This is a genomic window from Lelliottia sp. WB101 (genome assembly GCF_003051885.1).
In the GTDB taxonomy this organism is placed as follows: domain Bacteria; phylum Pseudomonadota; class Gammaproteobacteria; order Enterobacterales; family Enterobacteriaceae; genus Enterobacter; species Enterobacter nimipressuralis.
This window is the reverse complement of sequence record NZ_CP028520.1, coordinates 3,382,234-3,395,916: the sequence shown is the minus strand read 5'-3', so window position 1 is coordinate 3,395,916 and position 13,683 is coordinate 3,382,234. Positions and strand designations below refer to the sequence as shown.

General features: G+C 54.6%; 13 protein-coding genes. 8 read left to right on the top strand and 5 right to left on the bottom strand.

Features of this window, described 5'->3' with window-relative positions; all coding sequences use genetic code 11:
* Positions 1-11 precede the first annotated feature (11 nt).
* Together ynfE and DAI21_RS16325 are read right to left on the bottom strand one after the other, a co-directional pair.
* Entirely contained in the window at positions 12-2,450 is a 2,439-nt protein-coding gene (gene ynfE / locus DAI21_RS16330; protein ID WP_107703646.1) for a selenate/tellurate reductase subunit YnfE, read from the bottom strand.
* A 132-nt stretch (positions 2,451-2,582) separates the two neighbouring features.
* On the bottom strand, positions 2,583-2,888 hold the full coding sequence (locus DAI21_RS16325) for a DUF1161 domain-containing protein (RefSeq protein WP_100780278.1): 306 nt from the start codon (positions 2,886-2,888) through the stop codon (positions 2,583-2,585).
* A 336-nt stretch (positions 2,889-3,224) separates the two neighbouring features.
* Between DAI21_RS16325 and DAI21_RS16320 the strand changes: the two genes are divergently transcribed.
* Together DAI21_RS16320 and DAI21_RS16315 are read left to right on the top strand one after the other, a co-directional pair.
* A complete protein-coding gene (locus DAI21_RS16320; protein ID WP_107703645.1) occupies positions 3,225-4,256 on the top strand; it encodes a methyltransferase in 1,032 nt (343 codons plus the stop codon).
* A gap of 108 nt (positions 4,257-4,364) precedes the next feature.
* Entirely contained in the window at positions 4,365-5,075 is a 711-nt protein-coding gene (locus tag DAI21_RS16315; RefSeq protein ID WP_100780276.1) for a YnfC family lipoprotein, read from the top strand.
* 54 nt (positions 5,076-5,129) lie between these two features.
* On the opposite strand, the gene speG is transcribed toward DAI21_RS16315, so the two are convergent.
* Positions 5,130-5,690 carry a spermidine N1-acetyltransferase gene (gene speG, locus DAI21_RS16310; RefSeq protein WP_100780275.1) on the bottom strand — a complete coding sequence of 187 codons (561 nt, stop codon included), beginning with the start codon at positions 5,688-5,690 and terminating at the stop codon, positions 5,130-5,132.
* 24 nt (positions 5,691-5,714) lie between these two features.
* Positions 5,715-6,053, bottom strand: coding sequence for a DUF1283 family protein (locus DAI21_RS16305; protein WP_100780274.1), 339 nt, complete (start codon positions 6,051-6,053; stop codon positions 5,715-5,717).
* A 139-nt stretch (positions 6,054-6,192) separates the two neighbouring features.
* On the opposite strand from DAI21_RS16305, the gene DAI21_RS16300 reads away from it, so the two are divergent.
* From DAI21_RS16300 to DAI21_RS16275, 6 genes are all read left to right on the top strand, one after another.
* The gene (locus DAI21_RS16300) at positions 6,193-6,519 is read left to right on the top strand and encodes a YnfA family protein (protein ID WP_100780273.1); all 327 of its coding nucleotides are present in this window, start codon (positions 6,193-6,195) and stop codon (positions 6,517-6,519) included.
* A gap of 111 nt (positions 6,520-6,630) precedes the next feature.
* A complete protein-coding gene (rspA, locus tag DAI21_RS16295; RefSeq protein WP_102103644.1) occupies positions 6,631-7,845 on the top strand; it encodes a starvation-sensing protein RspA in 1,215 nt (404 codons plus the stop codon).
* A 19-nt stretch (positions 7,846-7,864) separates the two neighbouring features.
* Positions 7,865-9,148 carry an MFS transporter gene (locus tag DAI21_RS16290; RefSeq protein WP_107703644.1) on the top strand — a complete coding sequence of 428 codons (1,284 nt, stop codon included), beginning with the start codon at positions 7,865-7,867 and terminating at the stop codon, positions 9,146-9,148.
* Positions 9,149-9,198: 50 nt separating this feature from the next.
* Positions 9,199-10,218, top strand: a complete 1,020-nt coding sequence (locus DAI21_RS16285; RefSeq protein ID WP_107703643.1) for a Zn-dependent oxidoreductase — start codon at positions 9,199-9,201, stop codon at positions 10,216-10,218.
* Between the two features lie 53 nt (positions 10,219-10,271).
* Positions 10,272-11,642 (top strand): MFS transporter, encoded by a 1,371-nt coding sequence (locus DAI21_RS16280; protein WP_100780269.1) that lies wholly within the window; start codon positions 10,272-10,274, stop codon positions 11,640-11,642.
* A gap of 139 nt (positions 11,643-11,781) precedes the next feature.
* Positions 11,782-13,245: a mannitol dehydrogenase family protein gene (locus DAI21_RS16275; RefSeq protein WP_107703642.1), complete on the top strand. Its 1,464-nt coding sequence runs from the start codon at positions 11,782-11,784 to the stop codon at positions 13,243-13,245.
* A 44-nt stretch (positions 13,246-13,289) separates the two neighbouring features.
* Here DAI21_RS16275 and ydfZ read toward each other — a convergent pair whose 3' ends face one another.
* Positions 13,290-13,493, bottom strand: a complete 204-nt coding sequence (gene ydfZ / locus DAI21_RS16270; protein WP_100780267.1) for a putative selenium delivery protein YdfZ — start codon at positions 13,491-13,493, stop codon at positions 13,290-13,292.
* Between the last annotated feature and the right edge of the window lie 190 nt (positions 13,494-13,683).

Genomic DNA, 13,683 nt, shown 5'->3' with positions numbered 1-13,683 from the left:
ACAACGTTCCTTTAAACCTTCTCGATCTGCACCAGGTTGGTGTGCTGCGGGTTGCCTTTCGCCAGCGGCGACGGGCGGTGTGTGGTCAGGGTGTTGATGCACGAACCGTGATCAACACGATCACCGCTCATATTTGCATCGTGCCATGCGCCCTGGCCCATCGCGCTGACGCCAGGCATGATGCGCGGCGTCACTTTTACCGGAATACGCACCTCGCCACGGGCGTTAAACACCCGCACCAGATCGCCATTTTTAATGCCACGCTGATCGGCATCAACCGGGTTAAGCCACACTTCCTGACGGCAGGCGGCCTGTAAGATATCAATATTACCGTAGCTGGAGTGGGTGCGAGCCTTAAAGTGGAAACCAAACAACTGCAGCGGGAACTTGCTGCGCTCTGGTGCGTCCCAGCCGTCAAAGGTTGAGGCGTACACCGGCAGCGGACTGATGGTTTCATCTTTTTCCAGCTCCCAGCTGCTGGCAATTTTCGCCAGCTGGCTGGAGTAGATCTCAATTTTGCCCGACGGCGTTTTCAGTGGATTGGCCTGCGGGTCGTCGCGGAATTGCTTGTACGCCACAAAGTGGCCGTTCGGATCTTTGCGCTTGTAAATGCCCATCTCTTTGAGGGCATCGTAGGAGGGCAGCTGTGGATCTTTCTCAAGCATTTTCGCGTACAGCAATTTTAACCACTCTTCCTGCGTACGCCCTTCGGTGAACTGCTGATAGACATCCGGACCCAGGCGCTTCGCCACTTCGCTCATGATCCAGTAGATCGGTTTACGTTCAAATTTCGGCGCGGTGACGGGCTGGAGGAAAATCAGATAGCCCATGTTACCCGCGTAGTCGTTAGGAATAATATCTTCCTGTTCGACGGTCATCAGATCGGGCAGCAGAATATCGGCGTATTTCGCCGACGAGGTCATAAAGTTGTCGATCACCACAATGGTTTCGCACAGGCTTTCGTCCTGCAAAATATCGTGGGTTTTGTTGATGTCGGAATGCTGGTTGGTGATGGTGTTACCGGCATAGTTCCAGATGAATTTAATCGGCACATCCAGCTTATCTTTGCCGCGCACACCGTCGCGGGTGGCGGTCATTTCCGGGCCACGCACAATGGCATCGGTCCAGCTGAAGCAGGAGATCTGGGTTTTGACCGGGTTATCCGGGAGCGGCATCCGCTCAATGGTGATGGTGTAGGTGGATTCACGGGCACCGCTGTTGCCGCCGTTGATCCCGACGTTGCCGGTTAGAATGGGCAGCATGGCGATGGCGCGGGATGTCAGTTCGCCGTTGGCCTGACGCTGTGGCCCCCATCCCTGGCAGATATACGCCGGTTTTGTGCTACCAATTTCCCGGGCGAGTTTGATGATTCTGTCGGCGGGAATACCGGTGATGCGTGACGCCCATTGCGGCGTTTTGGCCGTACCGTCTTCGCCCTGACCGAGAATATAGGCTTTGTAGTGGCCGTTTGCGGGCGCATCGGCGGGCAGCGTTTTTTCGTCGTAGCCGACGCAATAGGTATCGAGGAAGGGCTGATCGACCAGGTTTTCGTCGATTAACACCCAGGCAATACCCGCAACCAGCGCGGCGTCGGTGCCAGGGCGGATTGGAATCCACTCATCTTCGCGTCCTGCGGCGGTATCGGTGTAGCGCGGATCGATGACGATCATGCGCGCATTTGAGCGTTCACGCGCCTGTTCCAGAAAATAGGTGATCCCGCCGCCGCTCATACGCGTTTCAGCCGGATTGTTGCCAAACATCACCACCAGTTTGGTGTTTTCGATATCCGAGGTGCTGTTGCCGTCGTTGGAGCCGTAGGTGTAAGGCATGGCGCAGGCGATTTGCGCGGTGCTGTAGGTGCCGTAGTGGCTGAGAAATCCGCCGTAGCAGTTCATCAGTCGCGCCACCAGCGAGGCATACGGCGAGGAGCGGGTAATGTTGCCGCCGACGATGCCGGAGGAGTAGTTGATATACACGGCTTCGTTGCCGTATTTCTGCACCACGCCTTTCAGACTGCGGGTGATCGTATCAAGGGCTTCATCCCAGGTGATACGCTCAAACTTGCCTTCACCGCGCTTGCCGACGCGCTTCATCGGGTAGTTAAGACGGTCGGGATGGTTGATTCTGCGGCGGATCGAGCGGCCACGCAAACAGGCGCGCACCTGATGATTGCCGTAAATATCCTCGCCGGTGTTGTCGGTTTCGACCCAGTAAACTTCGTCGTCGCGGACGTGTAGTCGCAGGGCGCAGCGGCTGCCACAGTTCACTGAGCAGGCGCCCCAGACCACTTTATCCGTGGCAGGCTGTACCGCCTGTTGTACGGCAGCAGCGGCACTTTTCAGGCCGAAGGGTAGTGAAATCCCTCCGGCAGCGAGCGCCAGAGAGCCAATTGCAGTGGATTTAACGAGAGTTCGACGGCTGATCCCGCCGTGATGTTCGATATCGGACATGACTCACTCCATCTTTGTCATTGCGTAGGGTTTTACCCGTGATAAGAGCCGGGTAATGATGGAGTGAGTTTTACCTATTCAGGGGTAATAAACATTAATCCTTATCAAGCTAAGGGAATTCCCGCAGATAAATTACTGCGGTTCATTCGGCGCGTTGTCTTGCGTCCCCGCGCCACCCGCAGGGGCGCTGCTGCTGCCGGTACGGGTGTAGAGAATTTTAAAGGTATCGTTCGCGCAATGTCCCACCACCTGCGCATCCGCCTGGTCGGCCTGATCGTTTGGCACAATGTTCAGGCTAAAACCGGATTCAGGCACGCCGTTATTGATAATGCGTTGCTGAATATCACTTTTCACGCGCTCGCACGAGTCGGGGGCGGCCAGAACAGCAGGGGAAATGCCTGCTAACAGCAGCGCGGTAATCCAGGGTAACCGTTTCATGTGTGGCTCCTTCTCTCTGTGTGTGAGTCTTATTTTAGCAGGCATAATGTAAATAGTTGTATTGCCGCGAAATTTTCTGAAAAAACCGAGAGCGAATTAAATTCTGGTTAAGTGCGCGATGTGATTATTTAAGCGAGCGATGAGTAGCCTTCTAATAAATCCATTCGTTGGCCATATTCCTGTACATTATTTATTTGAATGTGGATTTTAATTTCCAGCGTCGGCAATGAAAATAAAATTGAGCGAGTGGCTTATTTAATTATGCCCGTTAGGCTTATTGGCTGACGTTTCATTTTAATTCTGTGCTTTTAAATTTTACGGAACAGGAGAAATAAAATGTTAAGCCAAAAAAGTTTGACGGAAAAAGAGCGTCAGGATGGAATGTATGTGTTAGAGCAGTGCATGGGATTTGTCTGGCAGGCTGCCCTGCGTACCGCTGCGTTATTACGGGTTGCGGATCATCTTAAAGACGAAGATAAAACCGCAGAGCAGCTCGCGCAGGAGCTGAATGTCGATGCCGGTTATCTGTATCGGGTCATGCGAACCCTGGCCTCTCGCGAGGTGTTTAGCATGACTGACGATGGTCTGTTTACCCTGACCCCCGCCGCACAGTTTTTGCGGTCTGACACCCCGTACTCCTTGCGCGAAGCCGTGCTGATGTTAACGGATAAAACCCTCTGGCAGCCCGCCGGGGAAATGACGGATATCGTAAAAGGCAGGCCGGTCTTTAACGAATTATTTGGCATGCCGTTTTATGAGTACTGGGGGACGAAAAAAACACCGTCAGGCGACGACGGTTTTCATGCCGGGATGGCCTCGATGTCGAGCGTCGAAAACGACATGCTGGCCGATAATTATCATTTCCCGGAAAATGCCACGGTGGTTGATATAGCCGGTGGGCTGGGGAATCTTTTATTGACGGTTTTGCGACGCAATCCCACTCTGCACGGTATTTTATTTGATCGCGATAACGTCGTTAGCGAAAACAGTTTGCATTTATTAGGCAATAAATCCCGCTGGGAAACCATTGCTGGGAGTTTTTTCGAAGCCTGCCCGGTGGCGGATATTTATATGCTGAAATATATTTTGATGGACTGGCCAGATGAAAAAGCCAGCCAGATATTACAAACCTGTCGCAAAGCGATGAAAGCCAGTTCCCGCTTATTAATTCTGGAGCCGCTGATCAAAGAGCAAGATAACGAGCAGGGAAGGTATGAAATTGATCTTCTCTTGCTGTCGGGTTTCGACGGCGGACGTGCTCGTACCGAGAAGGAGTATGCAGACTTGTTAGGTCACGCCGGGCTGAAGATAAACCGGGTGATCCACACACCATCCTATTTATCCATTGTGGAGGCGGTACCGGCCTGACGCGTCGCCGGGCTCACAAATGTCATCATTGCTGCTGTGTTTCGCTAAAAAGTAACCCTCTGTATTTGCTAATATGTGAGGTAATAATGTTCACGCATCGGTGAGAATGTGAAGAAACTAGCAGTAATGATTGCGCTGACAGGCGTGCTGGCGGGGTGTGATAACGCCTCCGCGCCGCTGTCGTTTACGCCGGAGATGGCCAGCTTTTCGAACGAATTTGATTTTGATCCCCTGCGAGGGCCGGTAAAAGACTTCACCCAGACGCTGTTCAATGAGAAAGGGGAAGTGAGTAAACGCGTCACAGGATCGCTCTCGCAGGAGGGGTGTTTCGATACCCTGGAGTTGCACGATCTGGACGCGAACACCGGCGTGGCGCTGGTGCTGGACGCCAATTTTTATCTGGATGCAGAAACCCAGCAGCAAAAAATTAAGCTGCAGGGGAAATGCCAGCTGGCTGAGCTGCCCTCGGCGGGCGTGACATGGGATACGGACGATAACGGATTTATTGTCACCGCACACGGCAAGGCGATGGAAGTGAAGTACCGCTACGACGCAGATGGCTATCCGCTGGGTAAAACCACGGTGTCAGGCGATCAGCATCTGTCGGTGTCGGCCACCCCGTCGAACGATAAGCGCAAAAAGCTCGACTACTCTGCGGTCAGCCTGCTTAACGACAAACCGCTAGGGTCGGTGAAACAGAGCTGTGATTACGATCGCCACAATAACCCGGTAAGTTGCGAGTTACATATTGTGGATGACAGCGTGAAACCGGCGGTGGCGCACAAGTACACCATTAAAAACAGTATTGAATATTACTGACTGGCAGGCGTTTAAGCCGGGTGGGGCGAAGCCGCTACCCGGCGTAAAAACGCGTCACTGTGCGGTGGGTTTCAGAAGCTGGCTTCCGGTCGCTCTGTGTTCTGCCAGGTAGCGATCCTGGAAAATACACATGCGAATGGTGTTGCGGTACTCGCCGTTGATAAAGAACTCATGAATCAGTTCGCCTTCAACCATAAACCCGAGTTTACGGTAAATATGGATGGCTTTTTCGTTCTCTTTATCGACGATCAGATACAGCTTATACAGGTTGAGCACCGTAAATCCGTAATCCATCGCCAGTTTCGCCGCCCGGGTGGCAAGGCCTTTCCCCTGGTATTCCGGCGAAATAATGATCTGAAACTCCGCCCGGCGGTGGACGTGGTTAATCTCAACCAGTTCGACCAGACCGGCTTTTTCTCCGTCGCACTCGACAACGAAACGGCGCTCGCTCTGGTCGTGAATATGTTTATCGTACAGATCCGACAGCTCAACAAACGCCTCGTAAGGCTCTTCGAACCAGTAACGCATAACGCTGGCGTTATTGTCGAGCTGGTGAACGAAGCGCAAATCCTCGCGCTCCAGCGGTCTGAGTTTTACCGTTAACGGGCTGGCCATAATCATCCTTTCTGGCTGTCGAAATTAAGGCGCGACCGAACGACCGGTACGACGATCCAGGCAGCGCAGGGTATTCGGTTCCCAGTAAGCATTCACGTTCGCGCTTTGCTGGCATTTATCACGCATATCAAAGGCGACATCATCTTTGTCCCACTCTTTTTCAACGCGTTTGTTAACTTTCTGGCGAAGGCTGCGGGTATCATTCCATTGTTCTTTATCCATTGCGGCATTCTGACGGCTCTGCGCGCTGTCACCCGACTCAATGATCAGTTTGCTGGTGTTGGCGGAGGCGGGGGCCGTAAAGGCGAACGCCGTCAGGGAGAGCATGGCCGCCAGACAGAAGCGTTTGCGTAATGTACTCATTGCATGTTCCTTGTAGTGGGTTTACCCAGGGTCAATTCTACACCAATCTGAATAGGTGGCATACCCACGCGGCAGGCAGGGTAATGGTCGCGCCATTATCGCGTATCATGGTTAAACCTATTCTCACTCACTCGTCAAAATGATTAAAACAACCTTACTTTTCTTTGCGACCGCGCTGTGCGAAATCCTCGGCTGCTTCCTGCCGTACCTGTGGCTGAAACGCGGGGCATCGGTATTGCTGTTACTTCCGGCGGGGATCGCGCTGGCGCTGTTTGTCTGGCTTCTGACGTTACATCCGGCGGCCAGCGGGCGCGTGTACGCCGCGTATGGCGGTGTTTATGTCTGCACGGCACTTGTCTGGCTGCGGGTGGTCGATGGCGTGAAGCTCAGCGCCTACGACTGGGCAGGCGCGCTGATTGCACTGTGTGGGATGTTGATCATCGTGGCAGGCTGGGGGCGTGCATAAGCGCCTTTGTTTTGTGATCTATGGAAGATTTTTTGATCACTATACTTGTATGGTAGTTGCGTAATTAAGTAAGTTCCTTGCATCACACTGAGCGATGTAAGGAACTGGATCATGAAAATTGTCGGGGCCGAAGTCTTTGTCACCTGCCCGGGTCGTAATTTTGTCACCCTTAAAATCACCACGGACGACGGGATCGTCGGCCTGGGTGATGCCACCTTAAATGGACGCGAGCTTTCTGTTGCCTCCTATCTGAAAGATCACCTTTGCCCGCAACTGATTGGCCGCGATGCGCACCGCATCGAAGATATCTGGCAGTTCTTCTATAAAGGCGCCTACTGGCGGCGCGGGCCAGTCACCATGTCGGCGATTTCCGCTGTCGATATGGCCCTGTGGGATATCAAAGCCAAAGCCGCCGGTATGCCGCTGTATCAGCTGCTGGGCGGTGCATCGCGCGAAGGTGTCATGGTTTATTGCCACACTACCGGGCACACCATCGATGATGTGCTGGAAGATTACGCGCGTCACAAAGAGATGGGTTTCAAGGCGATCCGCGTGCAGTGCGGCGTTCCGGGCATGAAAACCACCTACGGCATGGCGAAAGGGAAAGGACTGGCCTACGAACCGGCGACCAAAGGCGACTGGCCTGAAGAGCAGCTGTGGTCCACGGAAAAATACCTCGATTTCACCCCTAAACTGTTTGACGCCGTGCGCAACCAGTTCGGCTTTAACGAGCATTTGCTGCATGACATGCATCACCGCCTGACCCCCATCGAGGCGGCCCGTTTCGGCAAGAGCATCGAACAGTACCGCATGTTCTGGATGGAAGATCCGACGCCCGCCGAAAACCAGGAGTGCTTCCGCCTTATCCGCCAGCACACGGTCACACCGATTGCCGTCGGGGAGGTGTTCAACAGTATCTGGGACTGCAAACAGCTGATCGAAGAGCAGCTGATCGATTACATCCGCACCACCATTACCCACGCGGGCGGGATCACCGGGATGCGCCGGATTGCCGATTTCGCCTCGCTTTATCAGGTGCGCACCGGCTCGCACGGCCCGTCGGATCTGTCGCCGATTTGCCACGCCGCCGCGCTGCATTTCGACCTGTGGGTGCCGAACTTTGGCGTTCAGGAGTACATGGGCTATTCCGAGCAAATGCTGGAGGTCTTCCCGCACAGCTGGAGCTTCGATAACGGCTATATGCATCCGGGCGATAAGCCGGGTCTCGGCATTGAGTTTGATGAAAAACTGGCCGCGAAATACCCGTACGACCCGGCGTATCTGCCGGTCGCCCGCCTGGAAGATGGCACCTTGTGGAACTGGTAAATTGAGATCGGGAGTCCGTATGACAACTGAAACTATCAATACAGAAAGTTTAACCAAGCCTGCGCGGATTAAAAAAATCCAGACCCTCACTCTGGTGCTGTTATTCCTGGCAGGGATTGTCAATTTTCTGGACCGCTCCTCACTGAGTGTGGCCGGTGAAGCCATTCGCGGTGACATGGGGCTGTCGGCAACAGAATTTGGCTTTTTGCTTTCCGCATTTTCACTTTCGTACGGACTGGCGCAACTGCCTTCCGGCATATTGCTCGATCGTTACGGCCCACGACTGGTGTTGGGCGCAGGCGTAATCTTCTGGTCATTGATGCAGGCCCTCACCGGCATGGTGAACTCCTTTAGCCACTTTATCCTGCTGCGCATTGGCTTAGGGATTGGCGAAGCGCCCTTTATGCCTGCCGGGGTGAAATCCATCACCGACTGGTATGTGCAAAAAGAGCGGGGGACCGCGCTGGGGATTTTTAACTCCTCCACGGTTCTTGGGCAGGCAATCGCGCCACCGATCCTGGTGACAATGCAAATCCTGTGGGGCTGGCGGGCCATGTTCGTGATCATTGGTCTGCTGGGGGTGATAGTCGGCGTTTGCTGGTACGCCTGGTATCGCAACCGCGCGCAGTTCGCTTTCCAGCCGGAAGAACGCGAATACCTTTCCGCGCCGGTAAAACCGCGCCCAACGTTACGTTTTAGCGAATGGAGTGCGTTGTTCAAACGCCGCACCACCTGGGGAATGATTTTAGGGTTCTCTGGCGTGAACTACACCGGCTGGTTGTATATCGCCTGGCTGCCCGGCTATCTGCAGGCCCAGCAGGGCTTTAGCCTGGCAAAGACCGGCTGGGTCTCCGCGATCCCGTTCCTGGCGGCAGCCGTCGGGATGTGGGTCAACGGACTGGTGGTCGATGCACTTGCCAAAAAAGGCTATGACCTCGCCAAAACGCGCAAAACGGCGATTGTGGTGGGGTTGATCCTGTCGGCTTTAGGCACTTTGCTGGTCGTGCAATCGTCGTCCCCGGCGGAAGCCGTCACCTTTATTTCGTTAGCCCTGTTTTGCGTCCACTTTGCCGGAACCTCCGCGTGGGGCCTGGTGCAGGTGATGGTCGCTGAAAGCAAAGTCGCCTCCGTTGCCGCCATTCAGAACTTCGGCAGCTTTGTTTTTGCCTCGTTCGCGCCGGTCGTGACCGGCTGGATCGTCGATAAAACGCATTCCTTTAATCTCGCCCTGGTTGTCGCGGCCTGCGTCACCTTTGTTGGGGCGATGTGTTATCTCTTTATTGTTAAACACTGGATTGATTAATTTCTTAATAACAACGCGTTATGTAAGAAAAGGATCGGTCAGGAGCAACCATGAAAAGCATCGTTATTCAAAAACCGAATGAGCTGTTGATCGAAGAGCGTCCGTTGCCCGTTCCGGCACCGGGCGAAGTCCGCGTCAAAATCACCTTAGCCGGGATTTGCGGCTCCGACAGCCATATTTATCGCGGTCACAACCCGTTTGCGAAATACCCGCGTGTCATTGGCCACGAATTCTTTGGCGTGATTGACGTAGTCGGAGAGGGCGTGGAAAAAGCGCGTCTCGGGCAGCGCGTATCCGTGGACCCGGTGATCAGCTGCGGAGAGTGTTGGCCTTGCTCAGTCGGCAAACCGAATGTCTGCACGTCGCTGGTGGTTTTGGGTGTGCATCGTGACGGCGGGTTCAGCGAATATGCCGTGGTTCCGGCGAAAAATGCGTGGACCATTCCGGATACGATTTCCGATCGCCACGCGGTGATGGTGGAGCCTTTCACCATTGCGGCCAACGTCACCGGGCACGCTCAGCCGACGGACAAGGACATCGCGCTGATTTACGGTGCCGGTCCGATGGGACTGGTGACCGTTCAGGCGCTCAAAGGCGTCTATAACGTGAAACAGGTTATCGTCGTCGATCGCATCGATGAACGGCTTGAAATGGCTAAACGCAGCGGTGCGGACTGGGTGTTCAACAACGCGGAGCAGTCCCTGCCGGCGGCGCTGGATGAGAAGGGGATAAAACCAACGTTAATTATCGATGCCGCCTGCCATCCGACGATATTGCAGGAGGCGGTCACCCTCGCGTCACCGGGTGGTCGCATCGTGCTGATGGGCTTCTCCAGCGACCCGAGCCAGGTAACACAGCAGGGTATTACCGGCAAAGAGCTGTCGATATTCTCATCTCGCCTGAATGCCAACAAATTCCCGGTGGTCATCGACTGGCTGGAAAAGGGGCTGATCGACCCGGAAAAACTGATTACCCACACTTTTGACTATCACCACGTGACAGACGCCATCGAACTGTTTGAGAAAGACCAGCGGCAGTGCTGCAAAGTCTTGCTGACGTTCGGCCAATAACAACACACGCGGTTAAGTGGTACGCATCTTACCTACATTCAGAGATAGCCATTATGACTCAGACACAACCTCAAAGAACGACGTCGGATCTGGTGAAAGCGGCGGTGTCCGGCTGGCTTGGCACCGCGCTGGAATTCATGGATTTCCAGCTCTATTCGCTGGGTGCGGCGCTGGTCTTTCATGAAATATTCTTCCCGGAGCAGTCCGCTGCGATGGCGTTGATTCTGGCGATGGGGACCTACGGCGCGGGCTATATCGCGCGCATCGTCGGGGCGTTTATCTTCGGCAAAATGGGCGACAGGATCGGGCGTAAAAAGGTGCTGTTTATCACCATCACCATGATGGGGATCTGTACCACGCTGATTGGCGTTCTGCCAACCTACGCGCAGATCGGGATTTTTGCACCGGTTCTGCTGGTGACACTGCGTATTATCCAGGGGCTGGGTGCCGGGGCGGAAATTTCGGGTGCGGGGACAATGCTTGCGGAATACGCGCCGAAAGGGAAACGCGGGATTATCTCATCGCTGGTCGCAATGGGGACCAACTGCGGGACCTTAAGCGCCACGGCGATATGGGCGGTAATGTTCTTCGCCCTTGACCGTGAAGAGCTGGTCGCCTGGGGCTGGCGCGTACCTTTCCTTGCCAGCGTCGTGGTGATGATCTTCGCCATCTGGCTGCGAATGAACCTCAAAGAAAGCCCGGTGTTTGAGAAGGTCAACGATGAGAGCAGCCCAGTGGTGACGGCAGAAGAGACCTCTCTGGGCGCGATGTTCAAAAGCAAATCCTTTTGGCTGGCAACCGGCCTGCGCTTTGGTCAGGCGGGAAACTCCGGTCTGATTCAGACGTTCCTCGCGGGCTATCTGGTGCAGACGCTGCTGTTTAATAAAAGCATTCCGACCGACGCGCTGATGATCAGCTCCATTCTCGGGTTTATCACGATCCCGCTGCTAGGCTGGCTCTCCGATAAGGTCGGGCGTCGTCTGCCGTACATTCTGCTCAATATTTCCGCCATTATTCTGGCCTACCCGATGCTGTCGATTATCGTCGATAAAAGCTACAGCCCAGGGGTGATCATGCTGTCGATCATCATCATCCATAACTTTGCGGTGCTGGGGCTGTTTGCGCTGGAAAATATCACCATGGCGGAGATGTTTGGCTCGCGTAACCGTTTCACGCGGATGGCTATTTCGAAAGAGGCTGGGGGTCTGGTGGCGGTCGGTTTCGGCCCGGTGCTGGCGGGGATTTTCTGCAACATGACCGGCTCATGGTGGCCGATTGTGGCGATGATGGTGGTCTACTCCCTGATTGGGCTGGTGTCTGCTTTCCTGATGCCGGAAGTGCGCGACCGCGATCTGAGCCTCGCGGAAGATGCCGCCGAAAAATCGGTTTCGGCAGTGCCTCTCGGGCATACGGTGAATCAGTAATCTGATGGGGCGGGAGCGTGATCCCGCCTTTTCTTCTCTTCTTGTATGGTAGTTGATGAAAATCAAAGATGTCATACCAATTGCGTGAGATGGTCTACCTCCTCAGATTCGACGACCTCTCACCTAAATGAGCCTTCTCATGAATAATAAATTGTTGAATGCCAAAGCGACACTTCCTGCTTATGACCGTAACACACTGGTACCACGTATCGTGCACCTGGGTTTCGGTGCGTTTCACCGCGCCCATCAGGCTGTTTACACCGATATCCTGGCGGCTGAGCACCATAGCGACTGGGGCTACACCGAAGTCAACCTGATTGGCGGCGAACAGCAGATTGCCGATCTCAAAGCCCAGGATAATCTCTACACCGTGGCGGAAATGTCCGCCGATGCCTGGACCGCTCGCGTCGTCGGCGTGGTGAAAAACGCGCTTCACGCGCAGGTAGATAGTCTGGAAACCGTGCTGGCGGCTATGTGCGAGCCGCAGGTGGCGATTGTTTCACTCACTATCACCGAAAAAGGCTACTGCCACGCGCCTGCGACCGGGCAACTGATGCTCGATCACCCGCTGATTGCCGCCGATCTGCAAAACCCGCAGCAGCCAAAATCCGCGCCGGGCGTGGTGGTCGAAGCGCTGGCACGCCGCAAAGCTGCGGGCTTACCGGCTTTCAGCGTGATGTCCTGCGACAATATGCCGGAAAACGGCCATGTGATGCGTAACGTCACCTGTGCGTATGCGCGTGCCGTTAACGCTGAGCTGGCAGACTGGATTGAAGCAAACGTGACGTTCCCGTCGACGATGGTCGATCGCATTGTTCCGGCCGTAACGGCGGAGACGCTGGATAAAATCGAACAGATTACCGGCGTTCGCGATCCGGCAGGCGTGGCCTGTGAACCTTTCCGTCAGTGGGTAGTTGAAGACAACTTTGTCGCCGGGCGCCCTGAGTGGGAGAAAGCAGGCGCAGAGCTGGTGGCAGATGTGATTCCCTTCGAAGAGATGAAACTGCGTATGCTCAACGGCAGCCACTCTTTCCTTGCCTATCTCGGCTATCTGGCGGGCTACCAGCACATCAACGACTGTATGGAAGACGAGAACTATCGCCGTGCAGCCCATGCGTTGATGCTCAACGAACAGGCACCGACTCTGAAGGTAAAAGGGGTCGACCTGGCACGCTACGCTGACCTGCTGATTGCGCGCTACAGTAACCCGGCGCTGCGTCACCGCACCTGGCAAATCGCGATGGACGGCAGTCAGAAGTTACCGCAGCGTATGCTCGATTCCGTGCGCTGGCATCTGGCGCATCAGCAGAGCTTCCCGCTGCTGGCGCTGGGCGTGGCAGGCTGGATGCGTTATGTCGGCGGTGTGGATGAAAGCGGAAACACGATTGAAGTCTGCGATCCCTTGCTGACAACGATTCAGGCTGCGGTGAAGGGCAGTGCCGAAGGCGAAAGCCGCGTGAAGGCGCTGCTGGGAATTGAAGCGATTTTCGGCAATGAACTGCCGCTGGAAGCGCGTTTTGTGGATGCGGTAATGCACGCATATAAAATGTTGCTGGAGCAGGGGGCGAAAGCAACCGTGGCGCAGACTGTCTCTCAGAAATAATCTCGACTCATGCCGCCGCGTGCGGCGGCATGTCATTGCACCTGTTAGTGCATTCCCAGACGAATCAGTTCAATCGGTTCGAACTTGCCTTCACAACCTTCCACTTCTACCGTTTTGTTGCGGCGTACCTGGGTCGCATCCAGCCCCTCGGCGTGAATTGCGCGGATAACCCCAATATGGCCAGTGCCGTTAATCATTACACGGCTGCCAGTGGTAATAGCGTTGCGGTTGCGGTCGTAAGTCATCATGGTTATTTCTCCTCTTCTCAACACATCACGGCGATATACAGTTCCAGCCGCTGACGGGAGAATATAAATACGCCTCTTGCGGCAACATTTTTTTGTTTTTGATCAAGGTCACACTTTTTTGTCAGCATTTTATCCGCATAGCCCCGCTCAGACGTAAATTGACAAAACGGACAATTGTTTTCGTTTATTG